20 protein-coding genes are annotated in these 16,474 nt (G+C 71.9%); 8 read left to right on the top strand and 12 right to left on the bottom strand.

What is annotated here, in order from left to right:
* Nucleotides 1–77 precede the first annotated feature (77 nt).
* Complete coding sequence (locus AB0E02_RS16370) at nt 78–1,586, bottom strand: aldehyde dehydrogenase family protein (protein WP_362139612.1); 1,509 nt, start codon at nt 1,584–1,586, stop codon at nt 78–80.
* A 285-nt stretch (nt 1,587–1,871) separates the two neighbouring features.
* Between AB0E02_RS16370 and AB0E02_RS16365 the strand changes: the two genes are divergently transcribed.
* The 3 genes from AB0E02_RS16365 (at nt 1,872) to AB0E02_RS16355 (ending at nt 3,631) form a co-directional block, all read left to right on the top strand.
* The gene (locus tag AB0E02_RS16365; protein ID WP_362139610.1) at nt 1,872–2,672 is read left to right on the top strand and encodes a hypothetical protein; all 801 of its coding nucleotides are present in this window, start codon (nt 1,872–1,874) and stop codon (nt 2,670–2,672) included.
* Nucleotides 2,673–2,767: 95 nt separating this feature from the next.
* Entirely contained in the window at nt 2,768–3,376 is a 609-nt protein-coding gene (locus AB0E02_RS16360) for a Uma2 family endonuclease (protein WP_362139607.1), read from the top strand.
* Nucleotides 3,377–3,421: 45 nt separating this feature from the next.
* The gene (locus AB0E02_RS16355; protein ID WP_030413973.1) at nt 3,422–3,631 is read left to right on the top strand and encodes a DUF5988 family protein; all 210 of its coding nucleotides are present in this window, start codon (nt 3,422–3,424) and stop codon (nt 3,629–3,631) included.
* A 33-nt stretch (nt 3,632–3,664) separates the two neighbouring features.
* Here the strand turns inward: AB0E02_RS16355 and AB0E02_RS16350 are convergent, their stop codons facing one another.
* From AB0E02_RS16350 to AB0E02_RS16330, 5 genes are all read right to left on the bottom strand, one after another.
* On the bottom strand, nt 3,665–4,549 hold the full coding sequence (locus tag AB0E02_RS16350; RefSeq protein ID WP_362139604.1) for a hypothetical protein: 885 nt from the start codon (nt 4,547–4,549) through the stop codon (nt 3,665–3,667).
* A 2-nt stretch (nt 4,550–4,551) separates the two neighbouring features.
* Nucleotides 4,552–4,926: a hypothetical protein gene (locus AB0E02_RS16345; protein ID WP_362139602.1), complete on the bottom strand. Its 375-nt coding sequence runs from the start codon at nt 4,924–4,926 to the stop codon at nt 4,552–4,554.
* On the bottom strand, nt 4,913–6,694 hold the full coding sequence (locus AB0E02_RS16340) for a hypothetical protein (RefSeq protein ID WP_362139600.1): 1,782 nt from the start codon (nt 6,692–6,694) through the stop codon (nt 4,913–4,915). The genes AB0E02_RS16345 and AB0E02_RS16340 overlap by 14 nt, the downstream gene beginning before the upstream one ends.
* A gap of 84 nt (nt 6,695–6,778) precedes the next feature.
* Complete coding sequence (locus tag AB0E02_RS16335; protein ID WP_362139720.1) at nt 6,779–6,907, bottom strand: DUF397 domain-containing protein; 129 nt, start codon at nt 6,905–6,907, stop codon at nt 6,779–6,781.
* The gene (locus AB0E02_RS16330) at nt 6,855–7,814 is read right to left on the bottom strand and encodes a helix-turn-helix transcriptional regulator (protein WP_362139597.1); all 960 of its coding nucleotides are present in this window, start codon (nt 7,812–7,814) and stop codon (nt 6,855–6,857) included. Before AB0E02_RS16330 ends, AB0E02_RS16335 begins: the two co-directional genes overlap by 53 nt.
* 160 nt (nt 7,815–7,974) lie before the next feature.
* On the opposite strand from AB0E02_RS16330, the gene AB0E02_RS16325 reads away from it, so the two are divergent.
* A complete protein-coding gene (locus AB0E02_RS16325; RefSeq protein ID WP_362139596.1) occupies nt 7,975–8,211 on the top strand; it encodes a hypothetical protein in 237 nt (78 codons plus the stop codon).
* A complete protein-coding gene (locus AB0E02_RS16320; RefSeq protein WP_362139595.1) occupies nt 8,208–8,390 on the top strand; it encodes a hypothetical protein in 183 nt (60 codons plus the stop codon). Before AB0E02_RS16325 ends, AB0E02_RS16320 begins: the two co-directional genes overlap by 4 nt.
* A gap of 69 nt (nt 8,391–8,459) precedes the next feature.
* Here AB0E02_RS16320 and AB0E02_RS16315 read toward each other — a convergent pair whose 3' ends face one another.
* From AB0E02_RS16315 to AB0E02_RS16300, 4 genes are all read right to left on the bottom strand, one after another.
* The gene (locus AB0E02_RS16315; RefSeq protein ID WP_362139593.1) at nt 8,460–9,449 is read right to left on the bottom strand and encodes a malate dehydrogenase; all 990 of its coding nucleotides are present in this window, start codon (nt 9,447–9,449) and stop codon (nt 8,460–8,462) included.
* A 459-nt stretch (nt 9,450–9,908) separates the two neighbouring features.
* Nucleotides 9,909–10,499: a helix-turn-helix transcriptional regulator gene (locus AB0E02_RS16310; protein ID WP_362139590.1), complete on the bottom strand. Its 591-nt coding sequence runs from the start codon at nt 10,497–10,499 to the stop codon at nt 9,909–9,911.
* 337 nt (nt 10,500–10,836) lie between these two features.
* Complete coding sequence (locus tag AB0E02_RS16305) at nt 10,837–11,733, bottom strand: DUF2690 domain-containing protein (RefSeq protein WP_362139587.1); 897 nt, start codon at nt 11,731–11,733, stop codon at nt 10,837–10,839.
* Nucleotides 11,730–12,548, bottom strand: coding sequence for a peptidoglycan-binding protein (locus tag AB0E02_RS16300; RefSeq protein ID WP_362139584.1), 819 nt, complete (start codon nt 12,546–12,548; stop codon nt 11,730–11,732). The genes AB0E02_RS16305 and AB0E02_RS16300 overlap by 4 nt, the downstream gene beginning before the upstream one ends.
* Before the next feature lie 331 nt (nt 12,549–12,879).
* Between AB0E02_RS16300 and AB0E02_RS16295 the strand changes: the two genes are divergently transcribed.
* Nucleotides 12,880–13,287: a peptidase inhibitor family I36 protein gene (locus tag AB0E02_RS16295; protein WP_362139581.1), complete on the top strand. Its 408-nt coding sequence runs from the start codon at nt 12,880–12,882 to the stop codon at nt 13,285–13,287.
* A gap of 84 nt (nt 13,288–13,371) precedes the next feature.
* On the opposite strand, the gene AB0E02_RS16290 is transcribed toward AB0E02_RS16295, so the two are convergent.
* Together AB0E02_RS16290 and AB0E02_RS16285 are read right to left on the bottom strand one after the other, a co-directional pair.
* A complete protein-coding gene (locus AB0E02_RS16290) occupies nt 13,372–13,800 on the bottom strand; it encodes a DUF3017 domain-containing protein (RefSeq protein ID WP_362139579.1) in 429 nt (142 codons plus the stop codon).
* Nucleotides 13,801–13,895: 95 nt separating this feature from the next.
* Complete coding sequence (locus AB0E02_RS16285; protein ID WP_261956101.1) at nt 13,896–14,750, bottom strand: bifunctional methylenetetrahydrofolate dehydrogenase/methenyltetrahydrofolate cyclohydrolase; 855 nt, start codon at nt 14,748–14,750, stop codon at nt 13,896–13,898.
* Nucleotides 14,751–15,056: 306 nt separating this feature from the next.
* Between AB0E02_RS16285 and AB0E02_RS16280 the strand changes: the two genes are divergently transcribed.
* Entirely contained in the window at nt 15,057–15,788 is a 732-nt protein-coding gene (locus tag AB0E02_RS16280) for an RDD family protein (protein ID WP_362139577.1), read from the top strand.
* A 122-nt stretch (nt 15,789–15,910) separates the two neighbouring features.
* Entirely contained in the window at nt 15,911–16,471 is a 561-nt protein-coding gene (locus tag AB0E02_RS16275; RefSeq protein WP_362139574.1) for a hypothetical protein, read from the top strand.
* Nucleotides 16,472–16,474: the final 3 nt, after the last annotated feature.

Below are 16,474 nucleotides of genomic sequence, written 5' to 3'. Positions count from 1 at the left end.
CGGCGCAGGCCGGAGGTTCTCGACTGCTTTCTTCCGGGGGACGACCCCCGTGCCCCCGGCCGGGGGCGTCGTCCTGGTCATCCGGAGAACCACCGCACCGGCGCGGGCCGGAGGTTCTCGTAGATGTGCTTGCTCTCGCGGTACTCGTCCAGACCCGTGGGGCCGAGTTCCCGGCCGATGCCGGACTTGCCGAAGCCGCCCCACTCCGCCTGCGGGAGGTAGGGGTGGTAGTCGTTGATCCAGACGGTGCCGTGCCGCAGTCGCGCGGCGACCCGGCGGGCGCGCGCGGTGTCGGCGGAGAAGACCGCGCCGGCCAGCCCGTACTCGGTGTCGTTGGCGAGCGCGACGGCCTCGTCCTCGGTGGTGAAAGTCTCCACCGTCAGGATCGGCCCGAAGGTCTCCTCGCGGACGACCTTCATCTCGCGGTGGCAGCCGTCCAGCACGGTCGGCGCGTAGAAGTAGCCGGTGGCCGGGCGGACGGCGGACGGCTCGGGCCGGGCCCCGCCGCACCGCAGCTGGGCACCCTCTGCCAGCGCGGAGGCGACGTACGCCTCGACCTTGTCGAGCTGCGCTTGCGAGACCAGGGGACCGCACTCCACGCCGTCCTCGGTGCCCCGGCCGAGCTTGATCTTCTCGGCGCGACGGGCGAGTTCGGCGACGAAGCGGTCGCGCACCGACTCCTCGATGATCAGCCGGGCGCCGGCCGAGCAGACCTGCCCGCTGTGGATGAACGCGGCGTTCAGCGCCTGGTCGACGGCGGTGTCGAAGCCCTCGTCCGTGGCGCAGGCGTCGGCGAAGACCACGTTCGGGTTCTTGCCGCCGAGCTCCAGCGCGATCTTCTTGGCACCGGACACCGCGGCCGCACCGGCCTTCGTGCCGCTGACCAGGCCACCGGTGAAGGAGAACAGGTCGACGTCCGGGTGCTCGGCCAGCCGCTGGCCGACCGGCACGCCGGTGCCGGTGACGATGTTGGCGACCCCGGCCGGCAGTCCGGCCTCGACCAGCAGCTTGACCAGGTGCACGGTCGACAGCGGGGTGACCTCGCTGGGCTTGATCACAAAAGTGTTGCCGGCCGCGAGGGCCGGCGCGATCTTCCAACTCGCTTGCAGCAGCGGGTAGTTCCACGGAGTGATCAGTGCGCAGACACCGACCGGCTCGTGCACGACCACGCTGTGCACATCGGCCGAACCGGCGTCGACGACCCGGCCGCCGCTCTCGTTCATCACCACGTCGGCGAAGTACCGGAAGGCGTTGGTGACGTCGTCGACGTCGACCCGACCCTCCTCCAGCGTCTTGCCGGTGTCCCGGCTCTCGATGAGCGCGATCTCCTCGCGGTCGCGCTGCAGCAGGTCGGCGACCCGGCGCAGCAGCGCGGAGCGCTCGGCGACCGGCGTACGGGGCCAGGCGCCCGCGCCGCCGTCGAAGGCCCGGGCGGCGGCCGCGACCGCGGCGTCCGCGTCCTCGGCACCACCCTCGGCCACCACCTGGAGGGTCGTCGCGTCGGCGGGGTCGAGGACCTCGCGGGTGGCCCCGGACGCGGCGGCCCGCCACACCCCGGCTATGTGAATGGTCTCGCTTGCCGACACGATTTTTTCTGCCTTCCGGTTTCCGGTCTGTTCCCACTGGTGCAACCACTGGCGTCACCAGCAACGAGGACCCCTCCCCGGAAGCGCCTGACCTATGCCCAAACCTTCATGGAAAGTGAGCCGACTCACTCGGTGTGCAGCGGAATGTCTTAGAACGTACCCTGAATAGCCGTATGTCCAAGCGGGGAGCTCACGCCGTACGACCCGCCGGCAGCAGGAGGTCCGTGCGGCCGTCCCTCACACCGCCCCACCACCCCTCCGCCCCCTCCGCCCGGAGGTATCGAGATGACCACCAGACGGCGTGCCGTCACCGCCACCGCCCTGGGCTGCGGAGCGGCCCTGCTCGCCGGGGCCGCCTGTACGGCCGCCGCGGCGGCCGGCGATCCCGACGGTGAGGGCGACCTCGCGGGAAAGTCGGCCCAGCAGATCTCCGACGACGCCCTGCACCAGCTCGTCTCCGCGAAATCCCTGCGCCTGCGCACCGAGACCACCGCCGATCCCACCAAGCTCGACATCACCCTCGACAAGGCCGGCAACTGCGCCGGCGCGATCAGCAAGGGCGAGCTCGGCCGCGTGGAGATCATCAAGCGCGGCAACCAGGTGTGGATGAAGCCGGACGCGGCGTTCTGGAAGAGCCAGCTGCCCGGCGAGGAGGGTGCCCGGGCGGCCGCCAAGTACCGCGACACGTTCCTGCACGGCACCGCCGACCACGACGCCTTCCTGCAGAACCTCGCCACGGCCTGCGACCTCACCGCCTTCCAGAAGTCCGCCGCCGGCCCCGGCGAGCCGCCCCCCTCCGGCGAGCCCACCCCCACCGCCAAGCTCAGCAAGGGCCACCCCACGACCCACGAGGGCACTCCCGTGCTCCCCGTCGTCAAACACACCGACGGCGTCACCGAGACCCTCTACGTGGCCATCAAGGGCACCCACTACCCCCTCAAGCTCACCGCCGAGGCCGACGACCAGAAGGGCACCGTCCTCCTGAGCAACTACGGCACGCCCGTGCCGGACAAGACCCCCGCCCCCGGCGACACGGTCGACATCTCGGCACTGGAGGACCTGTTCCAGGGCACGCACACCGCGTGAATGGCATATGCCGCTACAGCGGGTAACCGGCCCGGATGCCTATCGTTGAACCGTGCGGCTGCCCGTACGACGTGGCAGCGGGGAGGAGCGGCACGATGACCATCAGCCTTGAGCGGACCGAACCGATCGCGACCGACGGGATGGAGATGGCCGAGGACCAGGGGCCGACCTTGGACGAGATGTTCGAGCGGCTTGAGCAAGCCTTCCCCGAGGGCTACAAGATCGAAATCATCGGGGGGGCAGTCTTCATGACGCCGCAACGGGACGTGCACTGGCTGACCATCCGCCACATCGTGCGGGCGCTGGAAGATCGCTTCGGGATGGACGTCTTGGTGTTGTCGGACGTCCGGGTCGACTTCCCCGGCCAGGACAACGGCTTCTGTCCGGACGTCGCCAAATTCGCCGAGGGCGCCAAGAAGGACGCACGAGGGCGTTGGCGCTATCAAGACATCGAGCTCATCGCCGAGGTCATCTCTCAGGGGACCGCTGTGAACGACTACGGCCCGAAGAAGGCGATCTACGCCGAGGCCGGCATCCCGGTCTACGTGATCGCCGACCCCTACACCGGCCGCTGCCGCGTCTTCACGGACCCGCAGGACGGCGACTACAAGGACGACGTCACGGTGCCGTACGGCGAGCCGATCGACCTCACGGGCACCGTCGTGGACCTCACCCTCGCCACCGACACGTTCCCCCGCGACTGACATCCGCGGCGCGCGAGAGCTCCCCGACCGAGTGAGAATGCAGGCATGGTGCAGACAGCGGCGAAAGCAGTGCTGGAGGGCGGTCCTGCGGAACTGCCCGAGCGGATCGTGCCTGCCGATCCGCACGGCAGCGAGCTGAAGATCCCCTTCCGCGGCGGCTACGAACACTTCCGGCCCACCACCCGCCAGCAGCACACCTCCGAGGGCGCGCTGCCGGTCTACGAGTGGTGGGAGCGCACCGAGATCGCCGAGTAGGCAGGCCGGGCGGCAGGCGGGGCGGGCGCGCCGTCAGCCTTCCGGGGCGAACGCCTGGAGGGCGATCCGCTGGGTCTCCTGCTGGAGCGGCCAGTCGGCCTCGGTGCCCAGGACGAGGACGGCGAACTGCCGGCCGTCGTCGGTGGTGAAGGCGCAGTCGACGACCTTGACACGGGTACCGAGCCGCTCGCTGTCATAGGCGTAGACCAGTTGGACGGCGTCCGTGCCGGGCGCCGGGCCCTCGAAGTCGCCGAGGCTGATCTCCTCGTAGCCGGGGTTGCCGGCCAGCCCCTTCGACGCCTGTTCCAGTGCCGCGCGCGGACCGATGTCCGGTTCGGTGATCTCGAAGATCTGCAGCAGTCCGCGGTCGTCCGGCGCGGTGTAGAACACGCCGGTCTTGCGCTCGCTGCGCTGCCAGCCGTCCGGCACCGCGGTGGTGAACCCCTTGTCGTCGTGGACCAGGCGGTAGCCGGCGGGCACGGAAGGGGAGGACACCGCGTCCGTGGGCGGTGTGCTCTCGGTGCTGGGCGGGGTGGTGTCGGTAGCCGTGGGAGTGGGCGTGTGCGGGGCGGAGGCCCGGGTGCGGGCGGCGGGCGGTGCGTCGCCGTCGCGGCCCCACAGCAGATAGGCGCCACCGGCCCCGGCACCGATCACCGCCACGGCCAGCCCGGCGATCAGGGCGATGGTGCGGCGGCGAGGCCCCGGGCCGGGACCGGGCGCGGGTGCGTTTCCCGGAGGGGGCCCGGGAGGGGCCCCGGGGTCGGGTAACCAGCCGGAAGGCGGCTGCGGCGGTGTGCCCACGCTCGGGGCGAATTCCGGCCGGGGCGGCATCGGACCGCTGTACGGGGCCGGCGCCGGCCTGCCGTCCTCCCAGCTCTGGGTCTCGTCGTTCCAGCGGGCCGGCCCGCCGCGTTTCATCGTCAGCCTCCCACCAGGGCCGCGACCGCCTGGGTCACCGCGGCACCCGACGCCAGCAGCCCGACCACCGCGCCGGCGTCGGTCAGCGCCGCCCGCAGCCGCGCCAGCCGCCCGGGACCGGCCGCCCCGGTGCCGCCGATCTCCTCCTCGGTCCCGGCGAGTTCCTCGTCCAGCGCGGTCACCTCGGGGCTCTGCACCGCCCGGGCCAGATCACCCCGCAACTCCCGCACCGCACGCAGGAGTTCCTCCTGCGCCGGATCGGCGGCCGGTGCGCCGCCGCCTTCGTTCTGCGTCACGGTGTTGTGGTCGCCGATGGCGAAGGCGCCCCGGACGCTGCCGATGTGGATGCCGTTGCCGCGCGCGTCAGCCGTTGCCACTCTTCTTCCTTCCCTTCGGGGCGGTGCCACCCGCGGTGGTGTTCTGGGTGATCGTGTTGTGGTCGCCGATGCCGACGGCCCCCTGGGCGGACTCCACGTAGACGCCGCCCTCGGCGACGTGCACGATCCGCTGCTCGAACTCGTCGGTCTGGTAACCGGCCTCGCGCAGCGCGGTGGTCACCCCGGCCGTCACCCGCTGCTGCACGGTCTTCAGGTACCGCGCCACGTCCATGTCCTGGAACAGCGACGCCTCGCCGTACGACCCCAGTTCGCGCACGGAGACGCCGGGGCCCTCCGGGAGCGCCGCGCCGTGCCCGGCGGTGGCCAGCCGCCATGCCGAGCGCAGCCCGCGCGCCAGGGTGAGCACCGCGTCGCCGGCCGAGCGCGGCGTCCGGGCCAGCGCCCAGACCGCCTTGCCGAAGTGGTGGTGGTGCCGGTACTGGTGGGCGAGCCGGTCGGCGTCCTGGAAGAGCTGCCGCAGCGGCCACAGCACGTGCGGCGCGACCTCCAGCATCAGCATCCCGCCCTGGGTGTGGACCCGGACGAAGACCGTGGTGACGATGCCCTCGTTCCAGCCGCCGACCCGGATCCGCAGGAAGTGCCGCCGGGTCTCGCCGCCCTCCTCGACCGCGGCGGCCCGGTGCTGCTCGAACGCCCCCGGCCCGTACGGCGCCGCGGCCCGGTGGGGCAGCCCCTCGACCGGCAGGAAGACGCACTCATCGATCTCCAGGGTGCGCAGCCGGTCCCGGACCGCGGCCGCCGCCTGCGGTGATCCGTGCGGCGACGGCACCCGCAGCGCCTCCACCAGCGGCACGATCCGGGCCAGGATCGCGCCGTTGTCCAGCGGCTCGGTCTCCCGGTCCGGGTGCGGGACCAGCTCCACCGACAGCGACCAGGTCTTGTACGGGTCCCCGGCGCCGCAGAACGGGTTGGCGGCGCGGTACATCACCAGCGGCCCGTGCTGCTCGATCCGCACCCGGTCCCGCAACCGCCGGAACCGGACGCCCTCGGCCCGCTCCGCCGGATCGGACATCACGTCCGGGAACCGCTCCTTGGACAACTCCCGGGCCAGTGAACGGGCGAACTGCCCCTGTTGCAGCCCGACCAGGACGGCCAGCGCGACCGGCAGCAGCAGCGTGACCCAGAACGGGACGGCCAGGAGGGCCGACGAAGCGCCGTAGTCGCTGCCGCTGTCGTACGAGGAGCCGTACGAGGACCCGTACGAGGAGCCGGACCAGCCGTCGCTCCCGCCGCTGTCCGACTGGAAGAGGGACAGCAGGCCCGGGATCAGCCGGCCGGGCGTCCAGAGGCTGACCGCGAACGCCGCGGCCACCATCCCCACGAGGAAGAAGAGCAGGGAGAGCCGGCCGTACCAGCGGAGCGCGAAGGACGCCGAGCGGGCCAGCCACTGCGGCAGGGGCGCCCGGCGGACCAGGCGGGACAGCCCGATGAGGACGACGGGGAGGACGTAGAACGTCACCATCCCGCCGGACAGCGGGATCGCCACGATCCACAACCCGAGGATCGCCGCCGCCCAGCCCAGCTCCAGGCGCCGGGCGTGCAGCGCGTGGGCGAGCACCCGGGCCGCGTCGATCCCTAACGAGGGCGCGGCGAACCGCTCTTCGTGGACGTAGAGTTCGTCGATCACCGCGTCCCGGAACCCCTCGTCCAGGTACGTCCCGGCGCACAACAACCGGGTGGCCTCACTGGCACCGGGCGGGACGGGTTCGAGCGGGGCGGGCTTCGTCAGCTGCGCGGGTACGTTCATCCGGACACCGGCCTCCCCCAAAAGCCTTGCGGAAGCCGCAGCATAGGCCAGGGAAGCACTCCGTGTCAGGGAGTTAACGCAAGGTCACGACAGGGTCATTTTCTTGACCGCAGTCACAAAGGACGACCACTCGGCCGCGGGGAAGAACAGCACGGGCCCGTCAGCGTTCTTGCTGTCCCGGACGGGGACGACGCCGGGGATACCGGGGGCGATTTCGATGCAGTCTCCGCCGTCGCGGTCGCTGTAGCTGCTCTTGATCCAGGTCGCCGCACTGAGTTCGGGCCTGTCCATCGTCGCCGTACCCTTCCATCGCCTCGGTGATCAGAGCGGCGGACTCCCGGGCTGACAGAGCGTCCGCCCTGAGCAAATCATAGGTCTGGCTGTGGCGAACGTAGAGGGCAGGATCGTCGTTGAGATGTCCTCGGTCCAGCGACTCCGAATAAACCCACTGGTCCCCGCCGGGCAGCGTGATCAGCGACATGGAGGTCTTGGGGCGAACGAGTCTGGAAAGGGCGGCCGGAGCGACCTGAATGCGGATGTTGGCTCGCTGCCCGACCTCCAGCAGGTGCGCACACTGGCCATACATGATGGCGGCGCTTCCCACCACGTTGCGCAGACAGCTCTCGTCCAATACCACGACGTACAGCGGGCCATCCGAGGCCAGAAAGCGTTGCTGTCGGCTCAGTCGCGCCCTGACCAGCTCTTCCACCTCGTCACCCCTCGCGATCGGGGAGAACATGGCCCGTGCGTACTCCTCCGTCTGTAGCAACCCCGGCATGACCTGAGTCTGGTAGGCGCGCACGGCGACGGCTTCGGCGTCCATCTGGGCGCGTCGCTCGAACCAGTCCGGATGCTGCACCTCCGGATACCAGTCGATCCGTCCCCACAGTCGGAGCAACATCCCACCCGTACCAAGCAGTTCGTCGCACTGCTTGGCAAAGGTGTCCGGTGGAACGCGGGTGCCCGCCTCGATATGCGCCACGTGCGAGCGATCGCACGGAATCTTCCGCGCCAAGGCGGCCTGGGTGAGGCCCGCCGCCTCCCGGTGGTGCTTCAGCAGTTCGCCAAACACGACAGCCGTCGTAGCCGCCGCTCCCCCAGCGCCATTGCGTCGACTCACGGCACCCCCCTTGTGACAGTTGCTCACTGACACGCGCTCAGCGTTGTAACCACCCAACCCGCTGAGCAACGATGAACACACCCAGAGTAACGAACGGCGAACCCCCGCGACGTTGGCAGACGTCCGGGGGCGTGGCCTTCAACCCAGAGAGATTGATGACATGCACCACGTTATCCGGCTCTTCGAGCCCCTGCTACGGCTGTTACTGCCCGGCTCGGGGCGGCACCGGCCCGCAGAGCTGCCGCCGCCGGTACCCCCAACCGTCGTTCCGCCCCGTTGGGTGCCCGTACGGCACACGGAGTTGCTGCGGGGTGAGGACTCCGCCCTCGTGCGGCCGTATCTGATCGCGCACGAGCGGCGGCAGTACGCGCGCCGCATGCCGGAGGTGGTGTGGTGACGGGCGGCGCGGGACCGGCCGTTGAACTGGGCGTGCCGGTGCGGGATCCGGAACCGGTCGACGGCTGCGATGTGTGCGGGGCGCTGGCGCGGCAGCGGGTGGCGGCGTATGCCGTGGGGGACCGGTCGAAGGTGTCGGACTGCAATGTCGAGATCCGGCGGCATCCCCACCGGCCGTGAGGAGCCGCCAACGGGACGAGCCCGCACGGTCGTCGGGACCGTGCGGGCTCGCCGTGGAAGCGGGGTGGCTCAGATGAGGCCGAGGCCGCGGACCGCCTCGCGCTCCTCCTCCAGCTCCTTGACCGACGCGTTGATGCGCTCGCGCGAGAAGTCGTTGATGTCCAGGCCCTGGACGATCTCGTACGTACCGTCCTTGGTGGTGACCGGGAAGGAGGAGATCAGGCCCTCCGGGACGCCGTAGGAGCCGTCCGACGGGATGCCCATCGAGGTCCAGTCGCCGTCGGCGGTGCCGTTGACCCAGGTGTGGACGTGGTCGATGGCGGCGTTCGCGGCGGAGGCGGCCGACGAGGCACCGCGGGCCTCGATGATCGCGGCGCCGCGCTTGGCGACGGTCGGGATGAAGGTGTCGGCCAGCCACTTCTCGTCGTTGACGGTCTCGGCGGCGTTCTTGCCGGCGACCGTGGCGTGGAAGATGTCGGGGTACTGGGTGGCGGAGTGGTTGCCCCAGATCGTCAGGCGCTTGATCTCGGAGACCGGGGTGCCGGTCTTCTGCGCGAGCTGGGAGATCGCCCGGTTGTGGTCAAGGCGGGTCATCGCGGTGAAGCGCTCGCGCGGTACGTCCGGCGCGGCGGCCTGGGCGATCAGCGCGTTGGTGTTGGCGGGGTTGCCGACGACCAGGACCTTGATGTCGTCCGCGGCGTGGTCGTTGATGGCCTTGCCCTGCGGCTTGAAGATGCCGCCGTTGGCCTCCAGGAGGTCACCGCGCTCCATGCCCTTGGTGCGGGGGCGGGCGCCGACCAGCAGGGCGACGTTCGCACCGTCGAAGGCCACGTTCGGGTCGTCCGAGATGTCGATGCCCTGAAGCAGCGGGAAGGCGCAGTCGTCGAGCTCCATCGCGGTGCCCTCGGCGGCCTTCAGCCCCTGCGGGATCTCCAGGAGGCGCAGCTTGACCGGCACGTCCGCGCCGAGCAGATGACCGGAAGCGATGCGGAAGAGGAGGGCGTAACCGATCTGGCCGGCGGCGCCGGTGACGGTGACATTGACGGGAGTGCGGGTCATGGCGATCTCCTGCGCGGTGTTTTCCGGGGGCAAGCCCCTGGACCACCAGGGGTGGCGGTGGGTGTCCCTGCCCAGCTATCGAGGTCTCTTGGTATCGAGAGACCCGGCCGTCAGGCTATCGGACCCCTGCCCGGTGCCGGTGACGGGTCGGTGTGGAACGCCTCACCGGGTGTACCCGGGGCGCCCGGACGGCGGCCCGCCCGCACCGCGGTCGACGTCGGCCCGCCCGGCCTCCGACCGGCCCGCCCGCACGGTTCGTGGCGGCGGCCGCCCGCTCAAGGAGGGGGGAGGCGGGCGGCCGCCGGGCTGTGCCACACCCGTGGGGGGATAACCGGCGCCTGCCCGGGATAACCGGGCGCATGCCCCCCTTTTTTCACCGAACGCCCCGCGGACGTCGATTCCCGGCCAGCGGCGGCGCCCCGGGCCGCCGCGGTCGGCCTCGGCGTCCGGGGCCGGCCGTCAGCGTCCGGGAGCCAGCAGGAGCACGGCGGCGAGTGCCATCAGCAGGGCGCCGAGCGCGCCGACCGCCAGCATCAGCGCCCGCAGGCGACGGGCCCGCCGGCCGGCGACGGCACCGGAGCCGGCCGCTGGCTCCGGGGCGACCGCCGCCGCCCGGCCCGGTCGGTCGGCGTACGCCCCCCGTTCCGCCCTCCCCTCCTCGTCCCGCACGGGCAGCTGCGCGACCTGCGTACGGACCGGGCCCGGCGCCGCCGCGGCCTCCCGTACGGCCCACGCCGGGGCGGCCCGTATCGCCTCCCTCGGTACGTCGTGCCGCAGCTCGGCCCGGCTCCAGGCGCGTTCGGCCGGTTCCCACCGCATGACGAGGTGTCCCGGGTCGGTGCCGGTCGCCTCGGCGAGCGCGACGACGGCACGGCGCGGCGGCAGCAGCCGCCCGTCCAGATAGCGCTCCCACGATGTCTTGCTGTATCCGGTGCGGTCCGCGACGGCGGCCACACTCAGCCGGCTGCGGTCCACCAGAGCGCGCAGCCGTTCCGTGAACTCCCCCACCGCCGGATCGAGTTCTTGCGGCAGTGCCTTCCAGCGAGGCATGGCCTCCCCCTGTTCCCCCACTCACGCGCCGTACCGCGGCGCGACTCCCCCGGACCTGCCCTATTCACCCCCAGGAGGGACACCGCCATCCAGTGGAACGTCCCTTTCCCGCTGGGCGCACGGGAGCATTCGGGCCTGCGCCGTGCCCTCGTCGTGCCTCCCGGACGCGCCCCGCACCGCCGTCCGCACCCGCGGCTCCGGCGGTCCGGGGCGCCGACGGCCGGCATCGCAGGCGGACCTCATCGCGGGCGGTCCTCATCGCAGGCCGTCCTCAGCACCGGCGGTCCTGAGCACCGGCGGTCCTCAGCGCCGGCGGTCCTCATCACGGGCGGTCCGCTCAGTGCGCGAAGCACTCGCGGGGGCCGCCGCCCGCCGGGTAGAGACAGAGCCGGATGCCCCGCGGGCCGCGGGCCGCCGCCATCGGCGTGACGAGGTAGCCCTCGGCGTCGAACCGGTCCCTGACCCGCACCGACCGCGGCAGCGCGCCGGGTGCGGTGACCTCGATGCGGTCCCCGATCCGGCCGCCGGCGAGCCGCCCCCATGCGGCCGCGCACGCCGTGCCGTACCGCACCTGGACGTGCTCCCCGCGGGCGGTGGTGGCCTCGACGACCGTGTCCACCATGCCCTCGCCACCGCAGAACATCGAGTGCGGGTCCTTGCCGTCACAGGACCGTCCGCGGCAGCCGGTCACCGCCGAGGAGCTGGGTGCGGCGCTCGCGGCCGGGCCACCGCGGGCCTCCCCCGCCCGCTCCCCCGCCAGGAACGTCACCGCCACGGCCAGCGCCAACCCCCCGGCACCGGCCCCGGCCGCCACGGCCACCACCCGTCGATGCCTCCTCGGGGGCGGCGGCTGCTCGGGCTGTGGCGGCGGTTGTGGCAGTACTGGATGAGCCTCGGCCGTAGGGCCCGGGGCGACCGCGGCGGCCCGCGTGGCCGCGGCCTCCGCCCGGGCAGCGGCGGGCGCCGCCCGTCCGCTCCAGGCCGCGTCCGCCAGCTCCCACAGCGCCAGCAGCCGCCCGGCCGGTTCGCCCGCCAGCCGGCACAGTGCCTCCACGGCGTCCCGCGGCGGCAGCTTCTTGCCGTTGAGATAGCGCTCCCAGGAGGACTTGCTGTACGGGGTGCGGGCCGCGAGGGCGGCCAGGCTCAGCCCCGTACGGCCGCGCAACTCCCGCATTCCGGCGGCCAGTCGGGAGCTCTCGACGTCCTCGCACAGCTCGCTGCCCGGGCCGCTCACCGGCGCAGCACCTTCCAGGTGTCGGGGCCCACGATCCCGTCCGTGGGCAGCCCGGCGGCGGCCTGCAGCCGCTTGACGGCGCGCATGGTGTGCTCCCCGACGATGCCGTCCACCGGGCCCGGGTCGTAACCGCGGTGGTTCAGCAGGCACTGCGCCTCGACCACGTCCCAGCCGGTCACACCGCCGCTCAGGATCGCCGTGGTGCTGCGGCTGCGGTCGGCGGTCAACACGCCTGCGGTGCGCCGGACATGGCAGCGGAACGTCTCGCCGACGCGGTGGCTGAACGCCGGTGTGGCGGCGGCGGTCCGGCCGGCGGACGCGGTGCCGGTCCCGCGTCCGCCGCCACCGTCGTCCTGCCAGGGCCGGACGGCCAGCAGCACCACCGCGGCCACCGCGACCACGACCAGCCCGCCGAGCAGGGCGAGCGGCGCACCCCGCAGCCACGAACGACCGGACACCGCAACGGGCGCCGGGGCGGCGGCAGTTGTCGGCGCGGCGGCCTCGGCCCCCTCCGCGGCCCCCGGGGAGCGCGGCTGCCCCGCCCGTTCCGCGCCCCACGCCTGCGCCGCGACCTCGTGCAGCGCCAGCAGCCGGGTCGCGTCGGCGCCGCAGACCCGTGCCAGCGCCTCCACCGCCTCCCGCGGCGGCAGCTTCTTGCCGTTGAGATAGCGCTCCCACGACGACTTGCTGTACGCGGTCTTGGCGGCGAGCGAGGCCAGGCTCAGCCCGCTGTGGTCCTTCAGTCTCCGCATCTGCACGACGAGCTGCCGCACCCGATGGTCGAGCGTTTCGGGCAGCCCTTTCCAACGCGACATGTTCCACCCCATACGCGTTTGCTTTTCCCCCGAGGCCAGCAGCCCCCTACACGCCGATGATGGCCCGGATGCACCCTCCGTTTGCCCTTTTTACGGTTTCCGCACGGTATCCGGACATCCGTACCGCCTCCTTCCCTTCGCCCCAGCGTCCCACCGCGGCGTCCGCGGACCCGGCGTCCCTGCAGGTCAGCGGCTGGGACGTCCCAGGGGTTCCCCATCGGTCCGGAGGCTGTGGCGGCCGTGCGGCGGGGGGCGCACAGTCGGTGACGCACCACGGCGGCGCGGTCCACCCCGCGCCGCCTCCTGACCACCTACGGGGAGGAACCCGACCATGAACGCTCGCAAGCGCCTCGCCCTCACCGCGGCCGCCGCGGCCGTCACCGGAGGACTCGCGCTGGCCCCGGCCGTCAGCGCCAGCGCCGCCCCCGCCCCCGCGAAGCAGGGCTCGGCCACCGTCCTGCGGGCACCGAGCAACTGTCCCCGCGGCTACCTGTGCGTCTACCCGCAGGCCAACTACAAGGGGACGCCGAAGAAGGTCGCGGGCAACAACAACGACCTGCGGCACTACGGCGGCGCCTTCAACTACCCGCTGTCGGCGTACAACAACGGCACCCGCTGCAACGTGACGGTCTGGGAGAAGCCCTACCGCCACGGCCACCACGCCAAGCTCAACCGCGGCACCGGCTGGAAGTTCATCGGCTCCAACCTCATGACCATCTACTCGAACAAGTGGTGCTGACGCCCTGAAGCACACGGCGGCGGCCCGTCCTTCCCCGGGGGAGAGGACGGGCCGCCGTCGTGCTGTTGGGTCGCGGGCGCCGCGTCAGCGCACGGTGAAGTGCACGATGTCGTCCAGGAACGGGACGTGGATCCACGGCTTGGGCTGCACCATCATCGACAGCACCACGATCACGAAGCCGAGCACGCCGTACGTCGCCAGGTCCGTGAAGCGGGAGCGCACCGCGAGCATGCCCACCGACGGCAGCGCCCAGCGCAGCGCGGCGCCGGCCAGCAGGGACAGTCCGACGAGCAGGCTGCCGATGCGGAACGCGTCGAGCGCGACCAGCAGCAGCCCGAGGGCGACCCCGCCCATGACCGTGAGCAGCGGCCACTGCCGGGCGGGCGCGGAGTGCTCGCCGGAAGCGGCCCGTCCGCCGCCCTCCGGCCGGGCCGTGTCGCGGGTCAGCGTCGGGAAGCGGCGCGAGGAGCGCTGCGGCTCGGAGGCGCCGTCCGAATGCGCTTCGGCTGGCATGGCTGGCAGTCCCTTCGGTTCCTGGTCCGGCGGTCCGCCCGGCCGTCCGCGGCCGGGCGTCACCTCTTCGAGGGTACGGGCAAGCAACGGGCGGCTCAGCCGGCCGCGCGCTCGGCCGCCTCGACGACGTTGACCAGCAGCTGGGCGCGGGTCATCGGGCCGACGCCGCCGGGGTTGGGGGCGACCCAGCCGGCCACCTCGGCCACGCCGGGGTGCACATCGCCGACGATCTTGCCCTGCTCGTCCCGGCTCACGCCGACGTCCAGGACGGCCGCGCCGGGCTTGACGTCCTCCGGCTTGATGATGTGCGGCACACCGGCCGCCGCGACGATGATGTCGGCCTGCCGCAGGTGCGCGGACAGGTCGCGGGTGCCGGTGTGGCACTGGGTCACGGTCGCGTTCTCGGACTTGCGGGTGAGCACCAGCGGCATCGGGCGGCCGATCGTGATGCCCCGGCCGACCACGACGACGTGGGCGCCCTTGATCTCGACCTCGTGGCGGCGCAGCAGCTGCACGATGCCGTACGGGGTGCACGGCAGCGGGCCCTCGATGCCGAGCACCAGCCGGCCCAGGCTCATCGGGTGCAGCCCGTCGGCGTCCTTGGCCGGGTCCATCAGCTCCAGGACGCGGTTGGCGTCGATGCCCTTGGGGAGCGGGAGTTGGACGATGTAGCCGGTGCAGGCCGGGTCCTCGTTCAGCTCCCGGACGACCGCCTCGATCTCCTCCTGGGTGGCGGTCTCCGGCAGTTCGCGCTGGATCGAGGCGATGCCGACCTGTGCGCAGTCGCGGTGCTTGCCGTTGACGTACCAGCGGCTGCCGGGGTCGTCGCCGACCAGGAGGGTGCCCAGGCCGGGCTGGACGCCCTTGGCCTTCAGGGCCTCGACGCGGGCGGCGAGCTCGGACTTGATAGCGGCTGCGGTGGCCTTGCCATCCAGAATCTGGGCAGTCATGTCTCCATCCTCCCGGATGAGGGCGGTCACGTTCCAATCAGGGCGTGCACGGCGCCCGCGCGCCGGGTGATGCGCCGGCCGGATCCGGGGCCCATCTGCCCCTGCATTTTCCGGACATGATATGGCCGGAAGTGATCATTGCACTTGGACAACGGCTCCGCTATCTGACTGGACAGAGTCAAGCCCCACCTAGAAGGATTGACGGCGCAGTGCCGCAGGCATCGTCGGGGGCGGGCCAGTGAAACCTGTTTTTCCTCCGAGTCACGCTGCGTCGTCCCCCACTGACCCAACGGAGGAAAACACCCCATGAGTTTTGGCGACCCGAACAACCCGTACGGCCAGCCGCCGCAGGCCCCGCAGGCGCCCTACGGGCAGCAGCCCCCGGTGCCCCCGCAGGGCGGCCCCGGCTACGGCTACCCGCAGCAGCCGCAGGCCCCGCAGCAGCCGTACGGCTACCCCCAGCAGGGTCAGGTCCCGCCGCAGCAGCCGTACGGCGGCTACCCGCAGCAGGCCGGCTACGGCATGCCGGGCATGCCGCAGGGTTACGCGAGCTGGGGCGCGCGCGTGGGCGCCTACCTCATCGACTACCTGATCGTGGGTCTGCTCCCGACGATCCTGTACTTCGTGGCCCTGGCCATGTCGGCCAGCGCGGCGACGGTCACGCCGGACACCTCGTCCTGCCCGCCCGGCGACATCCAGTGCATCAGCGACGCCTACAACAAGGCCGCGGACACCGCCACTCCGGTCGGCTCGTTCGTGCTCATCGCGATCGCCGGCCTGATCGGCCTGGCCGCCGGTCTGTTCGTGCTCGCCAAGGAAGGCAGCACCGGCCAGACCCCGGGCAAGAAGGCCCTCGGCATCCGCCTCGTCAAGGAGGCCACCGGCCAGCCGATCGGCTTCGGCATGGCCTTCGTCCGGAAGCTCTGCCACATCCTCGACGGGTTCTGCTGCCTGGGCTACCTGTGGCCGCTGTGGGACGAGAAGTCGCAGACGTTCGCGGACAAGATCGCCGGCACGGTGGTCGTCAAGTCCCAGTAACGCACCGGCATTCCGGCCGGGGCACCGCCCCGACGGACGTGCGCCACTCCCCGAAGGCCCCCTCGCAACAGCGCGATCGGGGCCTTCGCGGCTCCGTTCAAGTCGCCTGAAGGACACCGCTCGTGAGCTACCCCAACCCCAACCCCTACGGCCCGCCTCCGGGCCAGCAGCCCGGCTACGGCTATCCCCAGCAGCCGCCGCAGCCGTCGCCGTACGGCCCGTACCCGGGCGGTCCGATGCCCGGCATGCAGCCGCAGTACCCGACGGTGATGCCCGGTGGCGTCAAGGCCGCCCGGGTGATGCTGTTCGTGCTGTCCGGGCTGAACCTCATCGGCCTGGTCCTCGCCGTGATGGGGCTGGGCGGCGTCAGCAAGGCGTCGCACAACGCCTCGGCGTACACCACCAGTGACGACATCACGGCGATGAACATCGGCAAGGGCGTGCTGATCGCGGTCATCGTGGTCATCGTGATCTTCACCGTGACAGCGATCACCCTGGCCGCGCAGTTCGCCAACGGCGGTTCCGGCGTCCGCATCGCCACCATCGTCTTCGGCGTGGGCAACATCATCCTGAGCCTGCTCACGTTCCCGCTCGGCCTGGTCCACACCGTCCTGGGCATCCTGGTGCTGGTCTTCGTCTCCAAGGACGAGGGCAACGCCTGGTTCAACCGGCCGCGTTACTGACCG

Source organism: Streptomyces sp. NPDC048196 (assembly GCF_040652715.1).
GTDB classification, from domain to species: Bacteria; Actinomycetota; Actinomycetes; order Streptomycetales; family Streptomycetaceae; genus Streptomyces; species Streptomyces siderophoricus.
Note: the sequence above shows the minus strand (reverse complement) of the source record. Positions and strands in the feature narration are given on the sequence as shown.

Excerpts from the sequence above, each read along its gene's own strand:
- AB0E02_RS16365 (WP_362139610.1), top strand. The coding sequence starts at position 1,872 with ATGACCACCAGACGGCGTGCCGTCACCGCCACCGCCCTGGGCTGCGGA.
- AB0E02_RS16360 (WP_362139607.1), top strand. The coding sequence starts at position 2,768 with ATGACCATCAGCCTTGAGCGGACCGAACCGATCGCGACCGACGGGATG.
- AB0E02_RS16355 (WP_030413973.1), top strand. The coding sequence starts at position 3,422 with ATGGTGCAGACAGCGGCGAAAGCAGTGCTGGAGGGCGGTCCTGCGGAA.
- AB0E02_RS16350 (WP_362139604.1), bottom strand. The coding sequence starts at position 4,549 with ATGAAACGCGGCGGGCCGGCCCGCTGGAACGACGAGACCCAGAGCTGG.
- AB0E02_RS16340 (WP_362139600.1), bottom strand. The coding sequence starts at position 6,694 with ATGAACGTACCCGCGCAGCTGACGAAGCCCGCCCCGCTCGAACCCGTC.
- AB0E02_RS16325 (WP_362139596.1), top strand. The coding sequence starts at position 7,975 with ATGCACCACGTTATCCGGCTCTTCGAGCCCCTGCTACGGCTGTTACTG.
- AB0E02_RS16315 (WP_362139593.1), bottom strand. The coding sequence starts at position 9,449 with ATGACCCGCACTCCCGTCAATGTCACCGTCACCGGCGCCGCCGGCCAG.
- AB0E02_RS16310 (WP_362139590.1), bottom strand. The coding sequence starts at position 10,499 with ATGCCTCGCTGGAAGGCACTGCCGCAAGAACTCGATCCGGCGGTGGGG.
- AB0E02_RS16300 (WP_362139584.1), bottom strand. The coding sequence starts at position 12,548 with ATGTCGCGTTGGAAAGGGCTGCCCGAAACGCTCGACCATCGGGTGCGG.
- AB0E02_RS16295 (WP_362139581.1), top strand. The coding sequence starts at position 12,880 with ATGAACGCTCGCAAGCGCCTCGCCCTCACCGCGGCCGCCGCGGCCGTC.
- AB0E02_RS16290 (WP_362139579.1), bottom strand. The coding sequence starts at position 13,800 with ATGCCAGCCGAAGCGCATTCGGACGGCGCCTCCGAGCCGCAGCGCTCC.
- AB0E02_RS16285 (WP_261956101.1), bottom strand. The coding sequence starts at position 14,750 with ATGACTGCCCAGATTCTGGATGGCAAGGCCACCGCAGCCGCTATCAAG.
- AB0E02_RS16280 (WP_362139577.1), top strand. The coding sequence starts at position 15,057 with ATGAGTTTTGGCGACCCGAACAACCCGTACGGCCAGCCGCCGCAGGCC.